The organism is Fusobacteriaceae bacterium (genome assembly GCA_031272775.1).
In the GTDB taxonomy this organism is placed as follows: domain Bacteria; phylum Fusobacteriota; class Fusobacteriia; order Fusobacteriales; family Fusobacteriaceae; genus JAISST01.
The window spans coordinates 88527-115160 of the sequence record JAISTB010000005.1; the positions used below are offsets into that span (position 1 = coordinate 88527).

Below are 26634 nucleotides of genomic sequence, written 5' to 3' on the forward strand. Positions count from 1 at the left end.
GCCGCTCACTTCCCCGTTTGCGTTTCTCCGATGGTCTCGCGAATCCGGACCGCGATTTCTTCAGGTACCAATTGCTTCAGCGCTTCTATGGGCTGCTCCGCGATTTTCGCGACGGAACCGAATGTTTCAAGCAGAAGTTTCCGGCGCTTGGGCCCTATGCCGGGTATCCTGTCCAGGGCTGAAGAGATGACCCGTTTGCTCCGGAGTTTCCTGTGGTAGGTGATGCCGAAACGATGGGCCTCGTCCCGGACGCGCTGGAAAATCTTCAGCGCTTCCTGATCCTTCGGAAAGCAGTAGGGCTCGCTTTCCCCGTATTTGTAGATTTCCTCGTCCCGTTTCGCGAGACTCAGAAGCTCGGCGATCCCTTCTTTTCCCAGTTCCCTGAAGATTTCCCCCGCCGCGTTGATCTGCCCCAGACCGCCGTCGATGAGGACGACGTCGGGGAATTCCTGCGGCTCCAGCTTGCTGTAACGGCGCGTGATGACCTCGCGCATCATCATAAAGTCGTCGGGCGTATCCTTGCAGCGGATCTTGAATTTCCGGTAGTCTTTCTTGGACGCCCGTCCCTCAACGGAGACGCTCATGGAGGCCACGGCGTCCTTTCCCTGGATGTTGGAGATATCAAAACACTCGATCTTGCGCGGGTAGCGCTTCAGGCCCAATGTGTTGTAAATCTTGTACAGGCCCTCCTCGATGACGCTCTTTCTCTTGTAATAACTCTCGATGTCCCGTTTGAGGTTTTCTTCCGCCATTTCGAGCAGTTCCATCCGGCGGGACTTGATTTTCGGAAAATGGAGCTCGATCTTCCGGCCGGCGTATTCGTCCAGAAGCGCGGAAAATTGTTCCGCCTGCGTTTCGATCTGCTGGGAAAAGACAATGTTGCGCGGGATCGGATGCCTGTCATAAAAGGCCAGCAGCGCCACTTCGAAAATGTCCTCGTACAGTTTTTCCTTGAGGTCAATGGTCGAGGAGAGTTTGCCGATGATCTTGCCCTCGCGCACGTTGAGTACGCATAAAAACGCGGTTTCCCCTTCCACCCGAAACGTGAAGATGTCTTCGTCGAGGTCCTTTCCGTATTCGGTGATCTGGTTGCTGACGGCGTTTTCAAGCTCGGCGATCTGCTCGCGATACAGGATGGCCTTTTCAAATTCCATATTTTGCGAGGCCTCGTCCATCTTTTTTTTGAGGCGCGAAATGACGTCGCGTCCCTGCCCTTTGAGGAGGTCCATGGCCGATTCGATCTCCGAGGCGTACTCCTCCCGGACCTCTTTGTATACGCAGGGGCCGAGGCAGCTTTTCATAAAATATTTGAGACAGGGTCGTCCGTAGACTTTTTTCATGTCCTTGTTGCAGTCCCTGATTTTGAAGAGCCGGATAATGGTGTTCTTGAGATGGGTCCCGCCCGAGGGATAGGGCCCGAAATAAAAGGCGTTTTTGCTGTCAAGGGTCTTTGTGGTCCGCAAGATCCGGATATTGGGGAATTCTTCCCGGCTGATCCGGATATAGGGGTAGGTCTTTTCATCCTTCAGCAGAATATTATACTTGGGCATGTTTTTTTTGATCAGGTTGTTTTCGAGCAAAAAGGCGTCCACTTCATTTTTGCAGAGGATAAAGTCGATGTCTTCCACATGCCGCACCAATTCGCGGGTCTTCTCGTCGCCGTGCTCGTGGTTGAAATACGACAACACGCGATGTTTGAGATTTTTCGCTTTCCCGATATAAATGATCTTCTTTTCCCCTTTCATCAGGTAGACGCCGGGGCTGTCGGGGATATCCTGTAATTTTTCCCGCAAACTGTCCTTTACCAATTTCCCCTCTCCTTCTCCCGATGACTCAGGTACAGGTTGAGATTCTCCTTTTTCAGCAATTCCCGGTACAACAGCCACGCGAGGGCTACGGAACGATGCTTGCCGCCGCTGCATCCCATGGCGATCGTCAGATGCTTTTTCCCTTCTTTGATGTAGTTGGGGATTAAAAATTCGAGTAAATCAATCAATTTTGTATAAAATGTCCGCGTCACTTCATGGCTCAGCAGGAAATCGAGGATTTCCTTATCCTCACCGTTTTTCGGCTTCAATTCCGCGTAATAATAGGGATTGGGCAGAAAGCGCACGTCAAACAGCAGGTCGACGTCTATGGGGACGCCGTATTTGAAACCGAAGGACGTCACATGGATCGTGATATCATTGTGGGGGTCCTGGATCGCCAGGGCCCTTTTCAGGACATCGGGAAAATCCTTGGGGTTGATGTCGCTGGTATCGATAATATCCGAGGCCCTGTCCCGGATGACGGACATGATCTCCCGCTCTTTCCGGATGCTTTTGAGCAACGTATCCGCAATCAGAGGATGCCGCCTTCGCGTCAGGTTGTAGCGGTTGAGAATGGCCTCTTCCGACGCCTCCAAAAACAGCAGAAAATAGGGCGTCTTCTCGTAATCGAAGCGGTCGAGGATATCCGTCAGCTCCTCCGCTTTGCGCAAAGAGCGGATGTCTATTCCCAGCGCCACTTTTTCCCGGTTGGACTGCAAAAAATGCGGGACAATTTCGCAGGGCAGATTGTCTACGACATAAAAGCCCAGGTCTTCCAGCAAGTTGACCGCGGTGCTCTTTCCCGCGCCGGAAAGTCCCGTAATGATAATGAGCCGCTTTTGCCGCTGTTCCATAGGAGCGCCTCTTTCTTCGAGAATCGTAAGAGAATCACATTTTTTCAAGGGTTTCAATGCCCAAAAGACCGAGTCCGGTTTTGAGCGTCAGGCTGACGGCCTTGCTCAGCTGACCCCGGGAATACAGCACGCCGTCCTCCTGATTCAGGATCGGGCAGGCGTTGTAGAACGTGTTGAATTTTTTCCCCAACTCAAAGAGATAATCGGCGATGATGTTGGGCCGGTAGGTTTCCGCGGCCTTGAGGACCGCCATGGGGAAAATGAGGATTTGCGCCGCGATGGCCCTCTCCTGGGGTTCCGTGATGACGATGTCCCTGCCGTCTCCCACAGGCTTTCCTTCGGCCTCGGCCCGACGCAGAATGGAGCGGATCCGGGCATAGGAATACTGCAAATAAGGGGCCGTGTTCCCCTCAAAGGAAAGAATCTTGTTCCACTCGAAATGGACGGGGCTCTGCCGGTTTTGGGAGAGATCGGCGTATTTGATGGCCCCCGTGCCTACGACTTCGGCGATCCGGTTTTTCTCTTCCCGGGTCAGATCGGGGTTTTTCGCGTCGACCGTCGCGAAGGCCCTGCGCTTTCCCTCGTCAAGGAGCTGTTCGAGGCGGATCACGTTCCCCGCCCGGGTCGAGAAGGCCTCATCGCCCATGGTCATGATCCCAAACCAGGCGTGGCTCTTTTCAAACTGCCAGCCCAGCATATCGGCGATCTTGAAAATCTGGCGGAAATGGTCCTGCTGCCGCTCGTCGGTCAGATAGATCAATTTATTCACATGATAATGGCTGTTTCTGAACTTGATCGTCGCGATATCCGACGTCGAATACAGAAACGCGCCGTCTTTTTTCTGCACGATGCAGGGAAAGAGCTTGTCCTTTTCGTCAAAGAAGACCACGAGGGCGCCGCCGTCCTCGACGGCCAGCTTTTTATCGACGAGCTCCTTGATGACGTCTTTCATGAGGTCGTTGTAAAAGGACTCGCCGTAATAGGTGTCAAAAACGACGCCGAGCCTTTTGTAGAGTTTATCATATTCTTTGAGGGACTCGCTGATGAATTCCTTCCAGAGCGTATAATTTTCCGGGTCTCCGTCCTGGAGTTTTTTCAGCTCCGTCCGGGCCTGCTCTTCCAGGGCGGGGTCCTTCTCCGCCTCATCGGCGAAGCGCACATAGACCCGCTCAAGTTCCTCGATGGGATTTTCTTCATAGGCCCGCCGGTTGAGCCATTTGCGGTAGCCGATGATCAGTTTGCCGAACTGCGTGCCCCAGTCGCCGATATGGTTGTCGGCGATCACATGGTAGCCGAGGAAGCGCAGGATCCGGGTCACGGCGTCTCCGATAATCGTCGAGCGCAGATGGCCGATGTGCATTCGTTTGGCTATATTCGGGGACGAATAGTCGATAATCACGTCGCCCGCCGTATCGAGAAAGGAAAAATCATAAGTTTCCGTCAGGGTCTGCCGGACGGCGCTGCCCAAAAAGGAATTTTTGAGGAAAATATTGATAAAACCGGGGCCCGCTACTTCGAGGCGTTCGATAATTTCATTTTCCGGAAGGGCGTCCCTGATTTTTCCCGCGATATTCCGGGGATTGTCCCCGATGATTTTCGCGTTCATCATGGCAAAATTCGTCTGGAAATCCCCGAATTCTTCCTTGGTGGCGAGGGTGATTTCCGCCGGCCTCACGGGAAGCGCGCCGTAAAGGGTTGCGATGGTTTTTTCAATGATTCCCGCGATGGCTTTATCCACAACAAGCATAAATTCCTCCTGACATACTGCGTATTTGCTTTGTACAAGGCTTGAACAAAAAAGTGGCGGTCCTCTGCCCGTCACATCAGAAAAACTCCGGCCTACCGCCTTCGATACAGTTTTAGCCGCCAATAAATAAGGTGGTAACCAGATGAAAACAGCATACAGAGTCCGTAATCTATTGAGCTTCAATAATTCGTGACTTTGCTGAGCTACTGTAATCAGCGCCGATCCCGTGACGACATTAGGCCCAAAACCTCAGGAAACTAGCTTGCAGGCCAGAATTTTCTTTAGAGACATTATAACACGTTTTCCGTAAATTTGCAAGTTTAACTTTCTTCCCGTTTGAGATGAAGCTCTCCAAGCTGCCTGTCGTCCACGGGTCCGGGGGCTTCGGTCATCAGACATTGCCCCTTGTTTGTCTTGGGGAAGGGGATGACGTCCCGGATCGACTGCTCCTTGAGCAGGACCATGAGCCAGCGGTCGATGCCGAAGGCAAGCCCGCCGTGGGGCGGCGCGCCGTAATTGAAGGCGTCCAGGAAAAAGCCGAATTTTACTTTCATTTCCTCCTCGGTGAGGCCCAGCCGGTCAAAAACCTTCCGCTGGATCTCCGGGTTGAAGATCCGGATGGAACCGCCGCCGATCTCAAAGCCGTTCAGGACCATATCGTAGGTATTTGTGCGGATATGCTCCGTTTCCCCCGCGAGAAAGGCGTCCATGTCCTCGTCCTTGATGGAGGTGAAGGGATGGTGTTCGGCCTTCCAGCGCCCCTCTTCCTCGTCGTAGCTGAACATCGGAAAATCCACGACCCAGAGGAATCTAAAGGCGTTCTGGTCAATGAGGCCGAGGTCGTTTCCGATCCGCAGCCGGATCGCGCCCAAAGCGCCGTAGACGACCTTCGCCCGGTCGGCGACCACGAGGATCACATCGCCCGGTTTGGCTTCCGTCCGGAGGACGATCTTTTGCAGCGTATCTTCGTCAAGGAATTTGGCGATCGGGGATTCTATGCCGTTGGGGCCCATTTTGAGCCAGGCGAGACCTTTTGCGCCGAAATAGGTCTTGGCCAGGTCTTCGTACTCGCCGAGGATTTTCCGCGTGAATTTTTCGTATGCGCCCGGGGCCGTGACGGCTTTGACGACGCCGCCCGACTGTGCGGCCAGGGAAAAGGCCTTGAATCCGGAATCTTTAACGATATCCGTGAGGTCTTTTAACTCGACGCCGAAGCGCAAATCGGGCTTGTCGGACCCGAAGCGCTCCATGGCCTCCCGATATTGCATGCGCTGAAAGGGGTAATCGGCCGTTTCGCCGGTGATTTCCGCGAAGACTTTCTTCGCGAGGCCCTCGATCGTATCCATCACGAGATTCTGGTCCGCGAAGGACATCTCGATATCGAGCTGGGTGAATTCGGGCTGCCGGTCGGCCCGGAGATCCTCATCCCGGAAGCATTTGGCGATCTGATAATATTTTTCAATCCCGGCGATCATGAGAATCTGCTTGAAGAGCTGCGGCGACTGGGGCAGGGCAAAAAACTTCCCGGGATTGGTCCGGCTGGGGACGAGAAAGTCCCTTGCCCCTTCGGGCGTAGATTTTGTGAGGATCGGCGTATCCACATCGATAAATCCGGCCTCGTCCATATATCTGCGGATCGCCATCAGCATTTTGTGCCGCATCTTGAGATTGTTCAACATACGGGGCCGCCGGAGATCCAGATAGCGGTAGGTCAGACGGATATTTTCATTGAGCGTCGGATCCACGGTACTGACCTGGAAGGGGAGCGTATCGCATTCGTTCAGGATCGTCACGGCCTTGGCGGCGATTTCGATCTCTCCGGTCGGCAGGTTGGGATTTTTGCTCTGACGTTCCCGGACCCGGCCTTCGACCCGCAGGACAAATTCGGGCCGGAAGCGCTTCGCCAGTTTGACGAGGGCTTCGCCGGAATCTTCGGCGCTGACGACGATCTGGGTCTTGCCTTCCCGGTCCCGCAGATCCACAAAGGTCACGCCCTTGTGTTCCCGCAGCGTGTCGATCCAGCCCGAGAGGACGACGTCCCGTCCGGCGTCTCCGATCCGCAATTCCCCCAGATGATGCGTTCTGTACAACATGGTTCCTCCTTACGCTTTCAGCTCATGGAAAATCTTTTCCATGACATTGTTGAAGGGCAGTTCTTCCTGGGTCCGTTTTTCAAAATCCTTGAGAATCACCCGATTTTTATTGATTTCATCTTCGCCGAGGATCACGCAGAATTTGACGCCCAGGCGATCGGCTTTTTTCATATGTGCCTTCATGCTTCTTTCCGTGTAGTCAATGGCGGTCTTGAATCCGCTGTTACGCAGGACCTGCGAAATTTTGACGGCCTCATCGCGGGCCTTTTCCCCGAGCCAGGCTACGTAAATCACGTATTTAGCGGGAAGGAAAGCGTCCAGGAGCATCATGATCCGCTCCACGCCGGCCGCAAAGCCCACGGCCGGAATGTCCTTGTCGCCCAGCTGTTTGAGCAGGTTGTCGTAGCGACCGCCGCCCAGTACCGCCCCTTGCGCCCCCAGTTTGTTCGTCACGATCTCGAAGACCATGCTGGAGTAATAGTCCAGTCCCCGTACGAGACGGGGGTCTTCGGTAAATTTGATGTTGAAGACCCCGAGGTATTTTTTGACGGCTTCGTAATGGGCCCTTTCCGCCTCATCGAGGGCGTCGATGATGTTGGGCGCGTCTTTGACGATATTTTTGCAGGCGTCGACTTTGCAGTCCAGGACCCGCAGGGGGTTGGTGTCCATGCGGTTGCGGCAGTCATCGCAAAGCGCTTCCCGGTGAGGTTCGAGCCAGGCCAGCAAATTGGCCCTGTAGCGTTCGCGGGTGGCCGTGCCGCCCACGGAGTTGATCTTGACCTCAAGGTCGCTGATGCCCAGCGTCGAGAGCAGGAAATACCCGACTTCGATGACTTCGGCGTCGGCTACGGGCGAGGGATCGCCCAGGACCTCGATGCCGATCTGGTTGAATTCCCGCTGTCTGCCGGCCTGGGGCCGCTCGTAGCGGAACATGGATCCGTTGTAATAAAACTTGGAAATGTCCTCCTTGGCGTAAATGGCGTTTTCCAGATAGGATCTGACCACGGAGGCCGTATTTTCCGGTCTCAACGTAATGCTGCGATCCCCTTTGTCCAGGAACGTGTACATTTCTTTTTCCACAATGTCCGTCCCCTCGCCGACGCCGCGCCTGAACAGGTCCGTCTCCTCAAAAATCGGCGTTTTGATAAAGGTATATCCGTAATCGGAGAAAATCCGCGCGGCGGTATCGCTGACCCAGATGTATTTTTCCGCGTCCTCCCCCCAGATGTCTTTTGTGCCTCTGACGGCCTTGATCAATTTCATCCTATCCTCCTGAATGTTGCCTTATTCATATTCTATATATGTATGGTATATTTTAATGTATCTCTCATTATTTCTTAATTTCAGTTGAAATTTACGCTCAGGACTGCTTTTTGTTCCAGAGCTTCTCGATCTTTTCTTTGATCAGTTTTTCATTTTTATTGTCCCCGGGCGTATAGTACCGCTTTTTTTCCTGCATATAGCGCTGCTCGATGAAATTTCCCGGGTAGTCGTGGGGGTAGAGATAGCCCACGCAGTTGTGCTGGATGTTGATCGGGACCTTGTCCATTTTTCCCGCCTCTATATCGGAAAAAACGTCGTTGATCGCGTTGACAACGGAGTTGCTCTTCGTGGAAATGGCGATGTAGATGACGGCCTGCGCGAGGATAATCCGGATCTCGGGCATACCGATCCGCTCGCTGGCCGAAAGGGCCGCGTGGGCCACCAGCATGGCTTCGGGGTTGGCCATGCCCACGTCTTCGCTGGCGTGAATCATGATCCGGCGCGCCACATAGCGCGGGTCCTCTCCGCCGTGCAACAAGCGGCCCATCCAATAGACCGCCGCGTCGGGGTCGCTGCCGCGCATGCTCTTGATCATGGCGGAAATCAGGTTGTATTTGTCGTCGGCCTTGTGAAAGGACGCCTGCCGCTCCCGGAACAATTCCAACACTTCGCGATCGCTGAGTCCCACACAGCTTTTCTGATAGAGCTCAAGATAGTTGATGGCGATTCTGGCGTCGCCCTGAGAAATGTCGAGGATACAGTCGAGGATCTCATCGGATACTTTGTCGGCAAGCTCGAGGTAACTGAGACCCCGGGTCAGGATCGTCCGGATGTTTTCCCGCGAAAGGGGCTTGAACTCGAAGAGCATGACCCGCGACAGCAGGGCGTTGTTGAGGCTGTAGTAGGGATTTTCCGTCGTGGCGCCGATCAGGGTCAGGATGCCGTTTTCGCTGTAGGAAAGCAGCGAATCCTGCTGGAGTTTGTTGAAGCGGTGGATCTCATCTAAAAAAAGAATTGTCCGGGTGTTGTAGAGCTCGATATTTTGCTTTGCCGTGTCCACGACCTTTTTCAGGTCCGCGAGAGAAGCCGTCGTCGCGTTCAACGTCTCAAAGTTGCATTTGAGCGTCTTGGAGATGATCTCACCGAGGGTGCTCTTACCCGATCCCGGCGGACCAAAAAAAACGGAATTCGTAATATTTCCGGTCTCAATCAATTTCCGTAAAACCCCGTTTTTCCCGAGGATTTTCTCCTGCCCGATGAAGCCTTCAAGGGAATCCGGCCGGAGCAAAAGAGACAGGGGCTTCACATTTTCGTAGTTGCGCGTGAAAAGATTCATAGGCCGACACCTTTACAGCAAAAAAAGCCTGGCGTTTATTCGACAGGCCTTGTTATCGCTTGACAAGATACAACAATAACGCGCTTGCAATAAAGACCACTGCGACGATTTTCGTGATTTTGGCCAGAGGGCCGCCGTCTTTGGAAAGGCCGAACACGCTGTTTGTCGCGCCCATTCCGATGCTGCCCGCCATGCCGTTGCTCCGGTCGGGCTGGATCAGGACGAGAATAATCAGGAACAGCGCCGCCACGAACAGAATCAGGGTAAAGATTGTGCTGAGTCGCATTTTTTGTTTCCACCTCCGTTTCACTGTTGAAACGCATAAATTATACCACAAATCCCTTTTTTTATCAAGCAATTCATCGGAAACGGGGGAATTTCCCAGAAATTTTCTCTTATTCCGCTACGCCCAAAAGCGGCGCGTCGTAGGCGAAAAGCGTGTTGTTGATCTCAAAAATATCATATTTTCGCATGGAGATGTAATTTTTCACGACCACGTCGAGCAGGATACTCCCGGAAAAGGCAAAACCCGCCCGTTTCATGAGGTCATCGGCCTCGTCGGGCGTCAATTTCAGCGCCACGATCAAAGCCAGGACGGTTTTTTTGCTTGGCGTATAATTGGGATTTCGGATTTTGCTGAAGAGCTTGCGGTCGATATTGGCCCGTTTGTAGACTTCCACGTCCGTCAGACCCTTTGCGGCGATCAATTGCATGAGGATCGTCGAAAAAGGTTTTTCCAGCTCGACGTTGACGGCGAGCGCGCCGTGGATCATTGCGCCGATTTTTTTCATTACCGGAAATTTATTGTCTGCTAATGTTCCAGGATGCTTCCGGTAGCTCTCTGTTATGGTTTGGCTTTTTGTTTTTGCGGAAGCTCGCGAGATTTCCATTGGCCTTGGGTCTTCGTTCTCATGGAGCAGATCGAACCTTTCGGAGAATTCCAAATCAGCTTCCGCCGGCCCCGGGGCGTCATAAAGAAGCCCCTCGATTTCTCCCCGCAGCGCCGCTGCTATGGGGGCCTGGATCGGCTCAAAGATCACGAGATAAACCAGCGGCTCCGCCTCGTTCGCCAGGAGATAATCCCGGATGCTCTCCGTCGCCACCCGCAGGGCTTCTTTTTTCGGATAGCCGAAGATCCCGCTGGAAATCAGCGGAAAGGCGATGCTCTGGCAGCCGTTTTCCACGGCAAGGGCGAGGCTTTTTTGATAGGACGAGCGGAGCAGCGCCTCTTCGCCGTGCATCCCGTCCCTGTACCGGGGGCCGGCCGTGTGAATGACGTATTTTGCAGGCAGGGCAAAACCCGGCGTGATGACGGAAGCGCCCGTCTCAATGGGCGCCAGCTTGTCGCAGGCCGCCTGCAGCTCCCGACTTCCGGCGGCGCGAAATATGGCGCCGCAGACGCCGCCGCCCTGCAAGAGATGCTCGTTGGCCGCGTTCACAATGGCGTCGACCCGCATTTTTGTAATATCCTGACGGACAATCGTTAAAGGCATGGTTTCCCTCCCGAAATCATTCTTCCCGTAAGTCGTCTTTGTCCCAATTCGCGGGATTATTGATGATGTATTCCGCGATGTGAGCGTATTCGGCCTCATCGCGGATAATGCGTTCGTAATAATTGCGTTGCCATAATCGCTTGTTAAATGATGACCAATTCTCTTGTTTTACGCCGTCCGCATATCGTTTCGTCGTCAGTGTTTTGATACGGTGAACAATATCATTCAACGACAATCTCGTAGGGGCAACCCCCTGTGGTTGCCCCGCACATTCGGGCGATTGCCTATTTTCAGGGCAGGCACGGGGGCCTGCCCCTACGATTTCTATGATCAGGTGGATATGGTTTTGCATTATCGTATATTTGCCTAGTCGGATGCCGTCATAATGGTTTGGCATTTCATCCAACACCGATTTTATCATCTTGCCTGCACCATTCAACGTCATCCCTTCATTCATAATCTCCCCAAACAGACATCTGCGGTCCTGCACGCAAATCGTCACGAAGTACGCCCCGTTCTGCGCATAATCATAGCTTTTTAATCTGACGCTTCTGCGATGGTGTATATCAGGATTGTATCTCATCCCAACCTCCGCTGGTTTGGTTTATTGCATCAAAAAACAAAATTATTGGGATTTGTAGGGGCAACCCCCTGTGGTTGCCCCGCACATTCGGGCGATTGCCTATTTTCAGGGCAGGCACGGGGGCCTGCCCCTACGGTTGGTTTTATCTCTATTGACAAAATTATCGCGGATTACTGTCTTCTTTACTATTATACACGATCCGCTCTCGCTTTTCAATCAGAACTTCCCCTCATCTCCCCCGCCATTTTTATTTTTTTTGTAATTTTCCGAATTTTGTGCTATAATACTATTACCCCGTTTTTTCTTTGCGGGTTCAGAGGAGGCCATATGAAAAAGAGAGTCCTGTTATATACAGCTTTTCTGGTGTGCTCATTTTTCATTTTCTCTTCCCGGTACGACACGTACCGCTTAAAGGCAGCCAATTACCAAAAATTTTACGCGAATATCAGAGCGCAATTGGACGAAAGAGAACGCCGGGAAGTCAAAGCGCAACCGGAGAAAATAAAAGAAGAAAAGAATCCCGCCGCGCCGGACTTTTTTGTATTTCACGCCGGAACATCGGTGAAAAAGCCCTCGGGGCCGAATCCCGTGCGTCTGGTCAGCACCCAGGACAAGTATTTCCGGACCATTGTCGTGAAAGCGGGCAAACCCAAATTCGTCGCCAAGGTCAAGGACCTGAAGCCCAGAGCGGGAAAAAGCAGAAAAGCGGTCTTTATCGATACGCTGGTGCCCATTATTGAAGATATCCACAAGGACATCAAGCTGACGCGCACCCGGGTCGAGAAAATCGCCAAAAAAGGCAGCCGGAGCAAGAGCGACGAAATTTTCCTCAAGGAGCTCTTCCTCTTGTATAAAGTCGAAGGAAACAGCATCGCCAAATTGCTGGACAAGCTCGTCATCGTACCGACGTCCCTTGTGCTGGCCCAGGCGTCCCTCGAGAGCGGTTGGGGAACTTCCCAGATCGCCGTCGGCGCCAACAATCTCTTCGGAATGAAATCCTTTTCCCGGGACGGGCGCGGCTACAAGATGGGAAAGAGCTACTACAAGCGCTATGATTCCATCAAGGATTCCGTCGAGGATTACATGCTGACTCTGGCCCGACACAGGGCCTACGGCAGTCTGCGCAACGCCATCATCAAGGGGGAAAATTCCACCGAGCTCGTGCGCCATCTGAACAACTATTCCGAGCTCAAGGCCGAATACGGCCGGAAGGTCGGGCAGGTCATCCGGGCAAACAATCTGTATTCCTACGACGCATAGCGCGCAGATACATTTTTCTCTTGACGTTCACGGCCGAATAGGTTATAATATATGAACGAACTTTAAAATATTTTAAAACGAGGGAGGTATACCATGCACGTGATAGATAAGGATGCCTGCATCGCCTGCGGCGCCTGTGAAGGAACATGTCCCGTCGGCGCCATTGCGGCCACTGACGACGGCAAATACGGAATCAGCGACGCTTGCATTGACTGCGGCGCCTGTGCCGGCGGATGTCCCGTTTCGGCAATAAAAGCGCAATAAGGCAAAACAAGAGGAGCCGGTCGGCTCCTTTTCACTTGGAGGAGTGATCATGTGGCGGGATATGGGCTGGTATCTCGAATCGGAAGAATTTCTAAGTCTGGGCGCGAGGGCTGTCTTTACGGGGAAGGCCTTCGGCGACGCCAAAAGTCCGGAAACGACGCGACTCCGGGAGCTGCCCGGAATCGGGGAGAAAGCGCTTTGCGCGGGACATCAGGTCCACGGGGAGCAAATCACGGTCGTGGACGAACCCGGACCGCTTTATCGCGAGGACAATGACGGCTTCCTCACGAACCGGGACGACGTCGTCCTCTATACGAAATACGCCGACTGCCTGCCGGTTTTTTTGCTGGACCCCGCGACAGGCGCCATGGGCGTCGTCCATTCGGGATGGAAGGGCTCTTTTGCCGCCGTCGGTCTTTCGGCCCTGCGTCTCATGGAGCGGCGCTACGGAAGCAAAATATCCGATATCCGCATCTTGTTCGGGATCGGGATAGCCGGTCGCAACTACGTGGTTTCCGGAGATTTCCGCGGGCTTTTTGCCGGAAAATTTCCGCCTGCCGTGACCGGAGAGGCCTTTTCTTTCCGGGAGGGAAAAATTTTCTTTGACAACCAGACGTTCAACCGCCTGCTCTTTCGGGAGGCTGGAGTCCCTTCCGCCCATATTTTCACGAATTCCCTCTGCGTCTATGACGATCCCCGCTTTTTCTCCTATCGTCGGGAAAAAGAAAATCCCGGACGAAACGCCGGGATTATTTATCGCCTGTAGGCTCCAGGGCCACGAGCAGGATATTTTTCATGTTTGCGAGCCGCTCCCGGATTTCAGCCGGGAGTTTTACTTTACAGCTGATTTTGTCGCCGTAGCCCCGTTCAATGATCTCAACGCGCTCGTCTTTGAGGAGGGCTTCCGCTTCCCCGGCCCTGTCGTAGGGAAATTCTACAATATATGTCCATTTTTGAATAAATTCGACGGGTCCGGCGGCTTCTACCGCCAATTTCGCGCAGCGGGCGTAACTTCTGACCAATCCCCCCGCGCCCAGTTTGACGCCGCCGAAGTAGCGGGTCGCCACGACGACCACATTTTCGACGCCCATATAACCCAGCACGTCGCCCATGGGTTTGCCGGCGGTTCCGGAAGGTTCGCCGTCATCGTCGACGCGGTAATATTCCTGCCCCCGCTCCGTGACCTTCCAGGCGCTGCAATGGTGCGTGGCGTCGGGATATCTGGTCCGGACGGCGGCGACGAAGGCCTCGGCTTCGGCCCTCGTGGAAACGGGACCGATGGATCCGATGAACTTCGATTTTTTCTCTTCAAAGGAGATTTCGGCTGCGTTTTTTACGCTTTTCATAGGGCATCATGTATCCTTTTGCGCTTTTCCGCGGATCACAAGACCCGTCCCGCGAAAGCGCATATTTTCATTCCGGTACTTGATCCAAAGGATCAGGGCGAAGCAGAGGCCGTAAAAGAGATACAAGAGCAGAGGCGAGGCCGGACTTTGGACCGGCAGGGTAAGCCAGGGCAATTTGCTCAAGGCCCCCAAAAGCCCCGTAAAGACTTTGAAGACAAGTTCCGCGGGCCACAGCAAAAGAAAGCCGAGACCGAAGTTTTGCAGCATGAGGCAGCCGAAGGCCAGAGAAATATAGAGACTCCCCAGGGGAAGCATGACGAGATTGCTGAAGAGCGCCAGAAACGGTAACGCGCCGAATTCCCAGACCATGACCGGCGTGAGAAACAGCTGGATCACAAGCGTCAGGAGAAAAAGGTCGATCCACCTGGACTTTTTCGGATAAACCCGCTCCTTGATCCGGGGAAAGACGCTGACAATGGCCACTACGGCCAGATAGGAGAGCTTGAGGGACGTCTCGCCGGCGCTCAGGGGATCCGCGAACATACTCCAAAGAAAGGATGCGCAGAGGGATTTTTCCGCGTCCACATTTTCGTAGAAGATCTTTCCGGCTATGGTCACGAGCACCATGATATAGGCCCGGGAAAGAGAGGGCGAATTTTTCACGCCCGCGAAATAGAGCGTGATCGCCAGAAGGGCCAGAAGATAGCGCTTTCTGCGCATAAGCGGCAGTTTCCCGGCCCCGAAGAGGATAAAAGAAAACACGATCCCGATATGAAGCCCCGAAAGCGCCAGCAAATGCGAGGTTCCCGTGTAGGAAAACTTCTCCCGGGTCCCCCGGTCAAGGCGGCTCGTGTCGCCCAAGACCACGGCCATATAGAGATTCCGGAAATCAATGGGGGCCTTCTCCAAAAGCGCTTCCGCCCTGGCGGTAAAATAACGGGAAAGGGCGTTGGGCGGAATCTCTGTCGCCGAACTTTTCTCTATGGTGTATGTCCGGATTCCGTGAAAGTCTTCTATTTTCGTAATCGTTCCCTCAAGCGCGTATCGCCCGTCCCGCAAATATCCGACCTTGGCGTAGCTTTTGCGCCGGGGGGCTTTGCCGTCCAGCCGGACGATCCGCCCGCGCCCCTCAAGGAGTTCCAGGCCTATGCTTACGCGGTCGCCTGTCGCATATTCGCCGAAATTGACAAAGGTCAGGATCCGGAAAGCGAGGAGCAGTGGAAAAATCACCGTCGCCGCTTTATTTTTCCCGGAAAAACACGCCCCGCAAAGGCCCGCCGCAAGGCAGACCGCTATCCCCGCCCGGGGGCCGCCGGCCTGAAAGGCGCATAGGGTAAAAAAGCACTCCAATGACAGCACATAAATCAGTTCCATCGTACGACCATCCTTTTATTTTTTAATCTCTATAAATATAGTAGAATATAAACGAAACGGCGAATGACGCGGCTGAGACGAGCATTGTGAGATAAATGCCGCTTTTTTCGACCGTGTGGCCGACGCCGGTTATCGCTTCCCGCAGGCCAGCGCTGCCTCCGGAAACCAAGAGGATCGGCAGGATCAGGATCGAGAGCATAAAGGCCATTTTTAAAAAGAAACCCTGGATTCCGAAGCAGACCCCTTCGATGTGTTGCCCGCTCGTTTGGCTGATCTTTGAGCCGATTTCGCTCAACATGGCCGGCGGGAAGATGAAAGCCGCCCCCGCGATGGGGATGCCCATCAGGGCAAAGAGGACAAAACCGAAGGAGACCGGAAGAAATTTTCCCAGAAAGAACAGCATGGCGGTAAAGATGACCAAAAGCGTAAGACATGCCAGCATGACCCGCCGGTAGCCGTATTTGGCCGAGAGCTTGTTTGTCGGGTAGAAAAAGAGCGCCGACATGCCGAAAAGAATCGCCGACGCCAAGGTGATGGCGCCCTTGCCGTAGCCCATGATGTCCTCCACAATATAATTCATGGCGGCCCTGAGGTTGTTGAAACCCACGAAAAAGAACAGGAGCCCAAAGAGATACAGCACAAAAGCTCTGTTTCGGAAGGCGATTTTGAGCGTATCCCGAAAATTGGCCTCGTTGGTCCCTCCTGTGGAATACTTGTTTTCGGGAACGAGAAAGACCGTCACGAGCCCGCCCGCGAGGCAGAGTACGCAAAGGATCATGACCATGCCCCGGACGCCCCGGGTCACGTCCCCTTTGCCCAGAGTCTTGATCAGAACGCCGGGGAGGATCATGGCCACGGCCGTATAGACCAGCCGGAAAATGGACTGCCACGTCGAGAGGTTGAGCCTCGTTTCTTTGGTATTACCGATCTCCGGAATCAGCGCGTTATAAGGGGCCCCAACGATCGTATAAAACGTAAAAAACAGCGATCCCGTGATCGCGAGATAGATAAAGCTCGTGATTTCCCTGCCCACCGGCGGATAAAAAAAGGCCAGCGTCGTCAAAACCAGCGGGAGGATGCCAACGGCCACAAAGGGAATCCGCCGCCCCCAGCGGCTGTGAAAGCGGTCGGAGGCGTAGCCCACGACGGGGTCCGTGACCATATCGACGAAGCGGGAGATCACCAGGGCCAGCGAGATCAGGAGCGGGGCCATGACGGGCTTCAATCCCGAATTTTCCGGCGGCAGATAAAAATACAGCAGCCATTGGGAAAAAATCTGGTCCACGATGGCGTAACTGACGCCGACGCCGTAGAAAATCTGTATGCTGCGCGGTAAAATTTTCGTTTCCGTTGCCTGCATGGAAAACACCATCCTTTTTATTGTTCTTTCCATATCATGTGATAGAATATTTCGGATTTTCTGGAAAAATTGATCAAATCAATCCGTGATCCGGAAAATTTCCTGGTGCAATTCTGCCATGTCGTGAGGATCTTTTCATTGCCGGTTTTTTTCAGCGCGTTGAGATAGCTCCGGCCCCGCTCGTTGTACCGCAATACGCGGACATAAGGGATTTCCGTCCGGGCCGCGGCCGTTACGGCCTTGGTGAGACCCAAAAGCGCGTGAATCAAAATGCGCTGCGTTCGCGCGGCCGTGTAGCGCTTCGTTCGCACGGCTTCAAAAAAAGCGGGAAAAGCCTGGTGTTTTTTGGCCGCCGCCGCAAGCCGGTTTTCAAAGCCTTCCTCCATATCCTGGATTTCCCCAAGGAGTCCGGGATCGGAGAGGATCCGGTAGCGGAGCAGCGGATAGCAGGCGTTGAGATCGACCAGAAGGCCCCGGTGGCCTGAGTTCATGAGGACGCGTGCCGTTTCTTCGGGGACGTAAGCGTTGTCATAGTCCCCTGCCGCGATCCTGGCCCGGATTTCCGAACTGCTTGTGATCCCGTCCCGTACATCGGCCGACGATTCCCGCCGCTCGATTCTTTTTACGGGAATGAGCGCCATGGGTTTCCCGTGGGCGCGGGCGGCGCGGATATACTCGACGCCCAAAATGTCGTTTGCCTCCAAGCTCGCCTCCGTTTCCAGAGCCAGCGCGTACGCCTTGGGAAAAGATAAACCTTCTTTGAGCCTTTGCCTGAGCTTTTCCCGGAAGCGAACCGTTTCCGTCCGGGCCGCGACGCTTCCCAGAAGGGCCCGATCGTTGCATTCGGAGCCGAAGACGATCCGTCCGCAACCCAGTTCCCCGAGGATGCCTACGGCCCCCCAGGCGAAGATTTCCGCCGTTTGCGTCGAATAAAAAGGCGGGAGTTCCGCGACGAGATCGACCCCCGCGGCTATGGCAAGGTCCGCCCGCTTTTCCTTGGGCAGCAGGGCCGGTTCCCCCCGCTGGACATAATCCCCGCTCATGACGGCTGCCATTACCGCGTCCGGGGCAAGCTCCCGGGCTTTTTGCAGATGCAGGGCGTGCCCGTTGTGAAAGGGGTTGTATTCGACGATAAGGCCCGTGGCTTCCATGTTTCCTCCCGGAGGCGATTGCTTTACGGATTCATTATAGCATATTTTTCGTCTTTTGTAGACGAATTCTTTCAAATAAAAAGCCGGTCTCTTTCGAAGAACCGGCTTATGTAAGCGGTATTGGTAGCCCCAAGGGGAGTCAAACCCCTGTCTGCAGAGTGAGAATCTGCCGTCCTGATCGCTAGACTATGGGGCCGGTTGAGAAAAAATTTCCAGCGAATACTATTATACACGATTTTTGGGATTTTGTAAAACCTTTTCTTTGAAAATTTTGCCGAATTTCGCTTTTTTTTTGCTTTTTTCCTTATTTCAGCGCGCCGTGGCTGATAAAGCCGTCGATCTCGGCGTCGGTGTAAGAAAATCCCCGCAGGACTTCCCGGGTCTCTCCCAGGGAGGCCGCTCTGCCCGCGTGGACATAGCTTGCCGGCGTTTCCGAAAACTTGAAGGGGCTTCCGATCTGCCGCACGGTTCCGCCGCCCTCGACGGGGACGTCAACGACCATTTGCCGCTCCCGGGCGAGCCTGCTTTCAAAGACTTCGTTGAGATCGAGGACGGGCTCGAAGCAGCAATCGGCGTCGGCCATGAGGGTCTTCCACTCGGCGAGGGTCTTCCCTTTGATGATCGCCCGGATTTCCGCCTTTACCGCGGGATCCCCCTCGATATTGCTGTCCGCCCATTCGTCATGGCCCAGGCGCTTGCAGAATTCCCGCTTGAATTTTTCCTCGAGGCCGCCGAAGCTTACGGTTTTGCCGTCTTTGGTGGCATAATTGTCATAGATGGTCCCGCCGTTCAAAAGCGCCGCGCCCGGCTTCGGGGCCTGCCCCGTCACGAGGCACGCCGCCCCTTCGATGGCGTTCAAGGCCATGACGCCGTCCGTCATGGAGATATCGATAAATTGCCCTTTTCCGGTTTCCATCCGATGGATCACGGCCGCCAGGATACCGATTATCGCATTACAGGAGCCCCCCGCCAGATCGGCGATCTGGATTCCCGTCAACTGCGGCGCCATGTCTCCCGTTCCGGAATACCCGGAAACGCCGCCCAATGCCAGATAATTGATATCGTGCCCTGCCCTTTGCGACATGGAATTTCCATGCCCGTAGCCCGTTATGGAGCAATAGATCAGCCCCGGTTGTATGGCCGACAGGGTGTCGTAGTCCAACCCGAGACGTTTCATCACCCCCGGACGAAACTGCTCAATGAGGATATCGTAGTCCTGAATCAGGCGCTTGACGATCTCCACGGCCTCGGGTTCCCTGAGGTTCAGAAGAATCGAGCGCTTGTTCCGGTTGAGCTGGGCCGTCACCGCCGAACACCCGTTTTCCGCGATCAGGGGCGGCTGCCGCTCCAGAATATCCTGTCTCGTCCCTGTGGTCACCCGCAACACCTCCGCCCCCAGGTCCCCCAAGTGCATGGTTGCCAGGGGTCCGGGCAAAAGCGTTGAAAAATCAAGGATTTTTAAATTTTGTAATGCTTTTCCCATTTCATGATTACCTCCCTTTAAAATGCCCCCCAAAAAAAACAATAGACCCGTCTGCGCAAGTCTATTGTCTCTAAAAAGTATTCTATCATTAAAGCGTGTGAGAGCAGGTATATGCCGGTTTATATTCCCGCCCGATACCGGTTTTGCGCTTTAATTTGTTTCTTTTCCGATTGCGTTGACTTTCGCCGCCAGTCTGGATTTTCTCCTGGACGCTGTATTTTTCTTGAGTATGCCTTTGCTGACCGCTTTGTCCAGCTCTTTGTAAGCGACGGACAGCGCTTTGTTGGACGCTTCGGTATCGTTTGTCTCAATGGCCGCCACTACTTTTTTCGCCATGGTTTTCACTCTCGTCTTCACTGACTGGTTCCGCTCCCGGTGCTTTTCTGCGACGAGAATTCTCTTTTTCGCGGATTTGGAATGTGCCAAAATAAACCTCCTGATGATTCGCAATTTCTACATAACGTCATAAAACAAACAAATCTCAATATTTGCCTGTTTTAAGTTACAAAGAAACACTTTTTGTACAATGGACCATTAGTATTTTAGCATATTTTTCGGAAAATGTAAACTTTTTTTCGCGGTCAAGATCTTCTTAGCGGACAAATTCCTCGATCCGGTCAAAGGCCTCCTTCATGAGACCGAGGTCCAGGGTGCAGGCGATCCTGACAAAACCGGGCGTTCCGAAGCCCGCGCCGTCGATGACGTTCACATTGTATTTCCGGAAGAGCTCGTCGGAAAATTCCGTTCCGGACATGCCGGTCCCCCTGACGTCGGGGAAGAGGTAAATGCCGCCTTGGCTCTTGAAGCATTTCAGCTTGGGCATTTTGGCGATTCTGTCGTAGCAGTAGTCTATCCTTTCGCGAAAAATGGGGACGTTCTTCGCCCGAATCCGCTCATAGTCCAGCATGGCGTGGTAGGCGGCCCTTTGGGAAGGCGCCGGCGCGCTGTAGACCATGGGTTCGTTGGCGTATTCCATGACTTCGACGAGCCTGTCCACGACGGAGATCACGTAGCCGACCCGCCAGCCGGTCATGGCGAAATTCTTGCTGTAGCTGCAGACGGAGATGCAGCGGTCCTGCATACCCTCTATGGTAATGGCGGGGATAAAAGCCGTGTCGTAGGAATAATAGTCATAGACCTCGTCGGCGATAACCAGCAGATCATATTTGACGGCCAGATCCCGGAGGATCTCGAGGCTCTGTCGGCTGTAGCAGACGCCCGAAGGATTGCCCGGCGTATTCATGACGATGGCCTTGGTCTTCGGCGTAACGGCAGCTTCGATATCTTCCCTGACGAGCTGGAAGTTGTTTTCGAATTTTGTCTGGACAACGACGGGCGTTCCGCCGTTTGCTTTGATTTGCAGCGCGTAGAGGGGAAAATAGGGCGCCAGCAGAATGACTTCGTCGCCGGGGTTCATGATGGCCAGCATGGTCAGGTACAGACCGTGGGAGGCGCTCGTCGTGACGAAGATGTCTTTGGGCTCAAATTCATAGTTCGTAAAACATTTTTTGTGGTAGTCGCTGATAAGTTTCCGCAGATCCATGAGCCCCTGCGGGTCCGTATAGTGCGTATAGCCCGCCTTGGCGTCGGCCATGGCCTTTTCGATGACAATCTCGTCTGTGGTGATGTCGAGATCCCCGATCCCGAGATTGATAAAGGGCAGTTTGCTTTCCGTTTTCCTGGCGCTCCCCATGGGCCTCGCCAGCACGGCAAATTTGTCTGATATGATCGATCGCATGTGTTCCCTCCGTAAAACAAGGTAAGTGGTCGGGCGGAAGCGTCCGCCCGACCTTTCTGTTATGATTTCCTTTTGTTCCGTTTCAGATCTTATATTTTTCCCGCAATTTCTTGACCGTCCCGTCGTCGATCAGGCTCTGCAGGGCCTTATTGATTTTCTCCAGGAGCTCCGGATTGCTTTTTACGACGGCAATGGCCTTGTCTTCCTGCTGCAATACGCCCACATACAGCGTCTTGGTCTTGTTGTTTTCATAATATTCCTTGGCCACGGACTCGTCCATAACGATGGCGTCCACTTTTCCAGCGATCAGAGCCATCAGGGCGGCGGTGTTGCTGTCATAGGACATTACCTTGGAATCCTTGATCTTTTTGGCGGCCGCTTCTTTCGTGGTGCCGAGCTCCGCGCCGTAGGTCTTTCCTTCGAGATCCTTGGGATCCATGCTCTTGATGGGATTGATCGTGTTCGTCAGAATCGCCGCCGGCGAGGAAAGATAGGGGATCGAGAAGTTCACGTTTTTCGCTCTTTCTTCGGTAATGCTCATGCCGGCGATGGCGACGTCAATGGTTCCCGTCTGCATGGCGGGAATGATGCCCTTGAATTCCCTGTTGTCCCACTTGTACTTGAAGCCCGCCCGTTCGGCCACGAGCTCGATCAGGTCGGCGTCAAAACCGCTGATTTTATTGTTTTCGATGTATTCGAAGGGCGGATATTCCGCGTTGGTCCCCACGATGTACACCTTGTCGTCAGCCATGAGCGCGCCGCTAAAAACGACCAGCAACAGCATAAACAGTTTTACAATCTTCTTCATGATAACCTCCGTCTGTGATAGAATTTAAGATAAAAAAACACCAATTCCTCTCATAGAATCAGTGTCGGGTACACAAGATCAACGTCGTTTCCGGATGAAAAAAACGCAAAGAAGACACCGCATCTAATCGAGGATCCTCAGATAAGCGGACCTGTTGTGAACTGCCTTCCTGCGCCTTGCCGTCATGATGTTCCTCCCAAAATGGAAATTTTTTGTCATTTCCGAATAATAGGGATTATAGCCGATCTTTATTTTTTTGTCAATACTTTTATAAAATTTTTCCCCGGGTTTTCCCCAAGTTGTATAAAATCCGGTGAAAAATGCTCAAAAACGAAACAGGTTTGAAAAAAAATTGCGGGAATAATACGGAAACAGTTGACAATTTTCCGTTTCTGTATTATAATGGCAAAATAGTTATTCTTTCATAATTCACATTGATAAACTTTTGTTACACGCGTACCAATTTTAAGGCAATTTTTTACATCTGCACAGGTTTACTTCAAAATTTTACATCATGTAGTGAGGAGGGTTTATTTTATGGCAGTAGAAGCAGTACAGAAAAAATCTGTTCTCGACAGATTTTTGAGCGCCGTGGAACGGGTGGGAAACAAATTGCCCGATTCCAACTTGTTGTTTATTTTGCTGGCCCTGGCGGTCGCGGTAATTTCAGCGATCTGCGCGGCGGCCAATGTTTCCGCCATTCATCCGGCCACAGGGGCCGAGATCAAGGCATGGAGCATTTTGACCAAAGAGGGCATCCGCTGGGCCATCAAGGCCACATTGGTGAATTTCACCGGATTCGCGCCTCTGGGCGTCGTAATGGTCGCTCTGGTCGGCACCGGCATTGCCGAAAAAAGCAACTTTTTGACGGTATTTATGAGTAAAATCCTTGGATCCGCGCCGCCGAAACTGGTGACGGCCGCGATCATATTCGTGTCCATCAACGGAAATATGGCCGGCGACTCGGCGTTCGTATTCATGCCGCCTCTGGCCGCCGTCGTGTTCCTGGGTCTCGGAAGATCTCCGATGCTCGGCATGTACATCGCCTTCGGATCCGTTGCGGCAGGATTCTGCGCGAATCTCTTCATCAACGGCCTTGATTTCCTCATTGCGCCGCTGACCGCCCAGGCCGCCAAGTTCATCGACCCGGCCTATGAGACCACAGCCGCCAACAACTGGTATTATCTGATCGTTTCCTGTATCCTTTTGACCATCGTGGGGACCCTTGTGGCCGAGTACTTCCTGGCCCCCCGCTTTGAAGGCGTGGACATCAGCAAATACAATTTCGACAAATCCATGCTCAACTTGACGCCCCAGCAGCAGAAAGGACTCAAATGGGCGATTATTTCCCTTGTTCTCGCGATCCTTCTGATCGTTGTCCTCTGTATCGGCAAAGAAGCGCTTTTACGGGATGAAAACGGCTCCCTGATTTCTCTGGGATCCACGCTGATGGCGGGGCTTCTGGTTGTGACGACGTTCCTCTTCTTTGTCCCCAGCGCCGTGTACGGCTTCGTATCGGGACAGTACAAGAGCCACAGGGATCTCTTCAACAGCATGACCGAGGCTTTCAAAGACATGGCCCCCTACGTAATGCTCTGTATCTTCTGCGGACAGTTTACCGCTTACTTCAACAAGAGCAACCTCGGCGCCATCCTGGCCATCAAGAGCGCGGAGCTGCTCCAGCCCGTAAAACAATATCCGATTCCGCTTTTGGTGGGTATCGTTATCATTTCCTGCATCGTCAACCTCTTTATCGGTTCCTCCTCGGCCAAATGGACCATCCTGGCCCCGGTATTCGTACCGATGATGATGATCCTGGGCTACGACCCGTCTTTGACCCAGATCGCCTACAGAATGGGCGACTCCATCACGAATCCGCTGTCCGTGCTCTTCCCCTATTTCCCGATTCTCTTGGGAATCGCGCGGCGCTATGAGAAAGAAACCGGCGTCGGCAGCATTGTGGCCAACATGATCCCGATTTCCTTCTGTTTCGGCGTGACCTGGATCGTGCTGCTCATTATCTGGGTGGTCTTCAAACTGCCGCTGGGACCCGGCGGACAGTTGTTCCTGCCGAACTTCCAGGCTTTGCTTTCGGCGTTCCACTTTGCGTAAGGTCTGCCGGACGCTTGCGCTGTCAAGTCGTGTAAGATTCAATTGAGCATAGCGCATCAATTGCCGGGGGATGTTCTTCGAGCCTTTCCCGGCAATTTTTGTGCATTTACCCCACAGGAGGACAATGGACATCAAACAATTGGCGGAAAAATACGAAAACTGGATCATCGGGCGCAGGCGCTGGTATCACGCCCATCCCGAACTGACCCGATACGAAGAAAAAACAACGGCGGCTCTGCTCGCTGATATGCGTGAAATGGGCATTACGGATATACAGCCCTTTAAGGAGGGCTGGCACGGCTTTATTGCCGCGATAAAGGGAAGGGGGCCCGGCGGGACTGTCATGCTCAGGGCCGATATCGACGCCCTTCCCGTAAAAGAAGAGACCGGATTGCCTTTTGCCTCTGAAAACGAGGGAAAAATGCACGCCTGCGGTCACGACGCCCATATGGCCATGCTTCTGGGCGCGGCAAAAATTCTCCGGGACATCCGGGATGAATTTCCGGGGACCGTGAAGCTTCTGTTTCAGCCCGCGGAGGAATGGGGACTGGGCGCGCCGGAAGTCATGCGGCAGGGAGGACTCGAGGGCGTAGACGCCCTCTATGGCGTTCATGTCTGGTCAAGTCTGCCGGCCCTCGCGTTCAATTTTGAATCCGGAGACCGGATGGCGGGCGCGGGTAAGGGAAGCATCGTCATCAAGGGGGCTGGCGCCCACGGATCCGCCCCCCATCTGGGCCACGACGCCATTGTGGCCGCAAGCGCCGTAGTCATGGGGATCCAGACGATTGTGAGCCGTATGCGGGATCCGCTGAAGCCGCTTGTGGTCGGCGTCGGTACCATAGAAGGCGGCGAGGGTTACAACATCATTCCCTCCCGCGTGGAAATGAGTCTCACGATTCGTTTTTACGACGAGACCCTCGGCAGAGCCGTCGGAGAAATGATCCGGGACGTGGCGGAAAGGACAGCCAAAGCCTACGGCTGCGAGGCGGAAGTCAGCTATCATTTCGGCGTAAAGCCTCTTAAAAACAGCGCCGCCAATCTTGTCCGGATCGCGCAAGACGCGGTTACCAAACTGTACGGGGAAGAGAGTTTGCTTCCCATGGAAAAGCTCACGAGCTCGGAAGATTTTGCCAACTACGGGGAAAAAGTTCCCTATGTCTTCGGTTTTGTGGGCGTACAGAGCCCCGATGTCCCGGGTTCGGAGCAAAACAACCACAACAAGTGTTTCACGGTGGACGAGCGAATCCTCTCGCGGGGGGCTGCGGTCGCGGCGCAGTTCGCGCGGGATTATCTCAAAGAAAGCGGGGTGGAAAAATGACGGATATCGGAAAACTCGCCGGAGTGGCGAAAGATTATATCATTGAGCGGAGACGCTGGTACCACAGTCATCCGGAGCTCTCCTTCAAGGAAGAAAAAACCACGGAGGCCATAATTTCTGATCTCAAGGCCCTCGGCATTACGGAAATCACGCCCATGACCGGCGGCTGGTACGGCTGCGTCGGCGTCATCGAAGGGAGAAAAGAGGGCCCCACGGTACTGCTGCGGGCGGATATCGACGCCCTTCCGGTCACGGAAGAAAGCGGGTTGCCCTACGCCTCACAAAATCCAGGCGTTATGCACGCCTGCGGGCATGATACGCATATCGCCATGCTCCTGGGCGCGGCCAAAATCCTGCAAAGCGTCCGGGCGGAACTCCCGGGCAGGGTAAAGCTCCTGTTTCAGCCGGCCGAAGAATTTGTCAGCGGCGCCAAGGAAGTCATCCGGCAGGGATTTTTGGACGACGTGAACGCCTGCTACGGCGTACACATCAACTCGGTCCTGCCCTCGGGGGCCTTTGATTTTTGTGAAGGGGAGCGCATGGCCGCCGGAGACGGTCTGAAGATTACCGTGGAAGGCATGAGCGCCCACGGGTCGGCCCCTCATCTGGGCCATGACGCCATCGTGGCGGCGGGCGCGATCATCGGCGGCGTTCAGGCCGTCGTCAGTCGCTTCAACAACCCGCTTTCCCCTCTTGTCGTCACACTGGGGACGATCCACGGCGGGCAGCGGGCCAACATTATCCCCCAAAAAGTCGTTATGGAAGGGACCGTCCGCTATTTCGACCGGAATCTAATGACCAAGGTCATCGACGAAATCAAACAGGTGACGGAAAACATGGCCGCCGCCTACGGTTGCGCGGGATCTGTGGAGTACAGGCACGGCGTCGATCCCCTGAGCAATACGGACAAGCGTCTTGTGGAGCTTGCCCGAGGGGCCGTCACGAAACTTTTCGGGAAGGACAAGCTCATTGACCTTGAAAAAAATACCGGCGGGGAAGATTTTTCCTTTTATATGGACAAGGTCCCCGGCGTTTTCGGCAATGTGGGGGCAAGATCCGACGCGATTCCCGAGTCGGCCCTGAGCCTTCATCACGAAAAATTCTCGCCCGACGAGGAGGCCCTCGCCAAAGGCGCGGCGGTGGCGGCGCAATTTGCCGTGGATTACCTCGCGGCCGGAAAATAATCCGCAAAAATATTCTTTGCCGACTATTGAATTCTCAGCCAAAGTGTTATAAAATTTTA

General features: G+C 53.8%; 23 protein-coding genes and 1 tRNA gene. 6 read left to right on the top strand and 18 right to left on the bottom strand.

The features are described from left to right. Positions 1-5: 5 nt before the first annotated feature. The 9 genes from uvrC to LBQ97_01355 form a co-directional block, all read right to left on the bottom strand. Positions 6-1808, bottom strand: coding sequence for an excinuclease ABC subunit UvrC (gene uvrC, locus LBQ97_01315; protein ID MDR1831355.1), 1803 nt, complete (start codon positions 1806-1808; stop codon positions 6-8). Next, positions 1802-2662, bottom strand: coding sequence for an RNase adapter RapZ (rapZ, locus tag LBQ97_01320; protein ID MDR1831356.1), 861 nt, complete (start codon positions 2660-2662; stop codon positions 1802-1804). Before rapZ ends, uvrC begins: the two co-directional genes overlap by 7 nt. Before the next feature lie 34 nt (positions 2663-2696). Then, positions 2697-4409 carry an arginine--tRNA ligase gene (gene argS / locus LBQ97_01325; protein ID MDR1831357.1) on the bottom strand — a complete coding sequence of 571 codons (1713 nt, stop codon included), beginning with the start codon at positions 4407-4409 and terminating at the stop codon, positions 2697-2699. A 320-nt stretch (positions 4410-4729) separates the two neighbouring features. Next, positions 4730-6502: an aspartate--tRNA ligase gene (gene aspS / locus LBQ97_01330; GenBank protein ID MDR1831358.1), complete on the bottom strand. Its 1773-nt coding sequence runs from the start codon at positions 6500-6502 to the stop codon at positions 4730-4732. Between the two features lie 9 nt (positions 6503-6511). Next, the gene (gene hisS / locus LBQ97_01335; protein MDR1831359.1) at positions 6512-7765 is read right to left on the bottom strand and encodes a histidine--tRNA ligase; all 1254 of its coding nucleotides are present in this window, start codon (positions 7763-7765) and stop codon (positions 6512-6514) included. Positions 7766-7862: 97 nt separating this feature from the next. Next, a complete protein-coding gene (locus LBQ97_01340; protein ID MDR1831360.1) occupies positions 7863-9101 on the bottom strand; it encodes a replication-associated recombination protein A in 1239 nt (412 codons plus the stop codon). A gap of 52 nt (positions 9102-9153) precedes the next feature. Continuing rightward, positions 9154-9387 (bottom strand): preprotein translocase subunit SecG, encoded by a 234-nt coding sequence (gene secG / locus LBQ97_01345; protein MDR1831361.1) that lies wholly within the window; start codon positions 9385-9387, stop codon positions 9154-9156. A 109-nt stretch (positions 9388-9496) separates the two neighbouring features. Further along, on the bottom strand, positions 9497-10594 hold the full coding sequence (locus LBQ97_01350) for a macro domain-containing protein (GenBank protein ID MDR1831362.1): 1098 nt from the start codon (positions 10592-10594) through the stop codon (positions 9497-9499). A 16-nt stretch (positions 10595-10610) separates the two neighbouring features. Next, a complete protein-coding gene (locus tag LBQ97_01355) occupies positions 10611-11177 on the bottom strand; it encodes a transposase (GenBank protein MDR1831363.1) in 567 nt (188 codons plus the stop codon). A gap of 456 nt (positions 11178-11633) precedes the next feature. Here LBQ97_01355 and LBQ97_01360 point away from each other — a divergent pair, with 456 nt between their 5' ends. The 3 genes from LBQ97_01360 (at position 11634) to LBQ97_01370 (ending at position 13467) form a co-directional block, all read left to right on the top strand. Further along, the gene (locus tag LBQ97_01360) at positions 11634-12437 is read left to right on the top strand and encodes a glucosaminidase domain-containing protein (GenBank protein MDR1831364.1); all 804 of its coding nucleotides are present in this window, start codon (positions 11634-11636) and stop codon (positions 12435-12437) included. Positions 12438-12530: 93 nt separating this feature from the next. Continuing rightward, the gene (locus LBQ97_01365; protein MDR1831365.1) at positions 12531-12701 is read left to right on the top strand and encodes a 4Fe-4S binding protein; all 171 of its coding nucleotides are present in this window, start codon (positions 12531-12533) and stop codon (positions 12699-12701) included. A 49-nt stretch (positions 12702-12750) separates the two neighbouring features. Then, entirely contained in the window at positions 12751-13467 is a 717-nt protein-coding gene (locus LBQ97_01370) for a polyphenol oxidase family protein (GenBank protein MDR1831366.1), read from the top strand. On the opposite strand, the gene LBQ97_01375 is transcribed toward LBQ97_01370, so the two are convergent. The 9 genes from LBQ97_01375 to LBQ97_01415 all read right to left on the bottom strand — a co-directional run bounded on the left by LBQ97_01375 (position 13451) and on the right by LBQ97_01415 (position 21961). Further along, positions 13451-14047: an IMPACT family protein gene (locus tag LBQ97_01375; protein ID MDR1831367.1), complete on the bottom strand. Its 597-nt coding sequence runs from the start codon at positions 14045-14047 to the stop codon at positions 13451-13453. The genes LBQ97_01370 and LBQ97_01375 overlap by 17 nt on opposite strands. 6 nt (positions 14048-14053) lie before the next feature. After that, positions 14054-15421: a ComEC/Rec2 family competence protein gene (locus LBQ97_01380; GenBank protein ID MDR1831368.1), complete on the bottom strand. Its 1368-nt coding sequence runs from the start codon at positions 15419-15421 to the stop codon at positions 14054-14056. Positions 15422-15443: 22 nt separating this feature from the next. Continuing rightward, positions 15444-16781, bottom strand: coding sequence for an MFS transporter (locus LBQ97_01385; protein MDR1831369.1), 1338 nt, complete (start codon positions 16779-16781; stop codon positions 15444-15446). A gap of 17 nt (positions 16782-16798) precedes the next feature. Then, positions 16799-17932, bottom strand: a complete 1134-nt coding sequence (locus tag LBQ97_01390; GenBank protein MDR1831370.1) for a nucleotidyltransferase family protein — start codon at positions 17930-17932, stop codon at positions 16799-16801. Positions 17933-18053: 121 nt separating this feature from the next. Beyond that, positions 18054-18128 (bottom strand) — tRNA-Glu (locus LBQ97_01395). A 108-nt stretch (positions 18129-18236) separates the two neighbouring features. After that, on the bottom strand, positions 18237-19415 hold the full coding sequence (locus LBQ97_01400) for a CoA transferase (protein MDR1831371.1): 1179 nt from the start codon (positions 19413-19415) through the stop codon (positions 18237-18239). Between the two features lie 150 nt (positions 19416-19565). Beyond that, on the bottom strand, positions 19566-19841 hold the full coding sequence (gene rpsT / locus LBQ97_01405; GenBank protein MDR1831372.1) for a 30S ribosomal protein S20: 276 nt from the start codon (positions 19839-19841) through the stop codon (positions 19566-19568). Between the two features lie 166 nt (positions 19842-20007). Beyond that, on the bottom strand, positions 20008-21153 hold the full coding sequence (locus tag LBQ97_01410; protein MDR1831373.1) for an aminotransferase class I/II-fold pyridoxal phosphate-dependent enzyme: 1146 nt from the start codon (positions 21151-21153) through the stop codon (positions 20008-20010). 82 nt (positions 21154-21235) lie between these two features. Further along, a complete protein-coding gene (locus LBQ97_01415; GenBank protein ID MDR1831374.1) occupies positions 21236-21961 on the bottom strand; it encodes a basic amino acid ABC transporter substrate-binding protein in 726 nt (241 codons plus the stop codon). Positions 21962-22498: 537 nt separating this feature from the next. Here LBQ97_01415 and LBQ97_01420 point away from each other — a divergent pair. The 3 genes from LBQ97_01420 to LBQ97_01430 all read left to right on the top strand — a co-directional run bounded on the left by LBQ97_01420 (position 22499) and on the right by LBQ97_01430 (position 26575). Beyond that, positions 22499-24073, top strand: a complete 1575-nt coding sequence (locus tag LBQ97_01420) for an AbgT family transporter (GenBank protein MDR1831375.1) — start codon at positions 22499-22501, stop codon at positions 24071-24073. Between the two features lie 124 nt (positions 24074-24197). Further along, the gene (locus LBQ97_01425; GenBank protein MDR1831376.1) at positions 24198-25391 is read left to right on the top strand and encodes an amidohydrolase; all 1194 of its coding nucleotides are present in this window, start codon (positions 24198-24200) and stop codon (positions 25389-25391) included. After that, positions 25388-26575: an amidohydrolase gene (locus LBQ97_01430; protein ID MDR1831377.1), complete on the top strand. Its 1188-nt coding sequence runs from the start codon at positions 25388-25390 to the stop codon at positions 26573-26575. The genes LBQ97_01425 and LBQ97_01430 overlap by 4 nt, the downstream gene beginning before the upstream one ends. Positions 26576-26634: the final 59 nt, after the last annotated feature.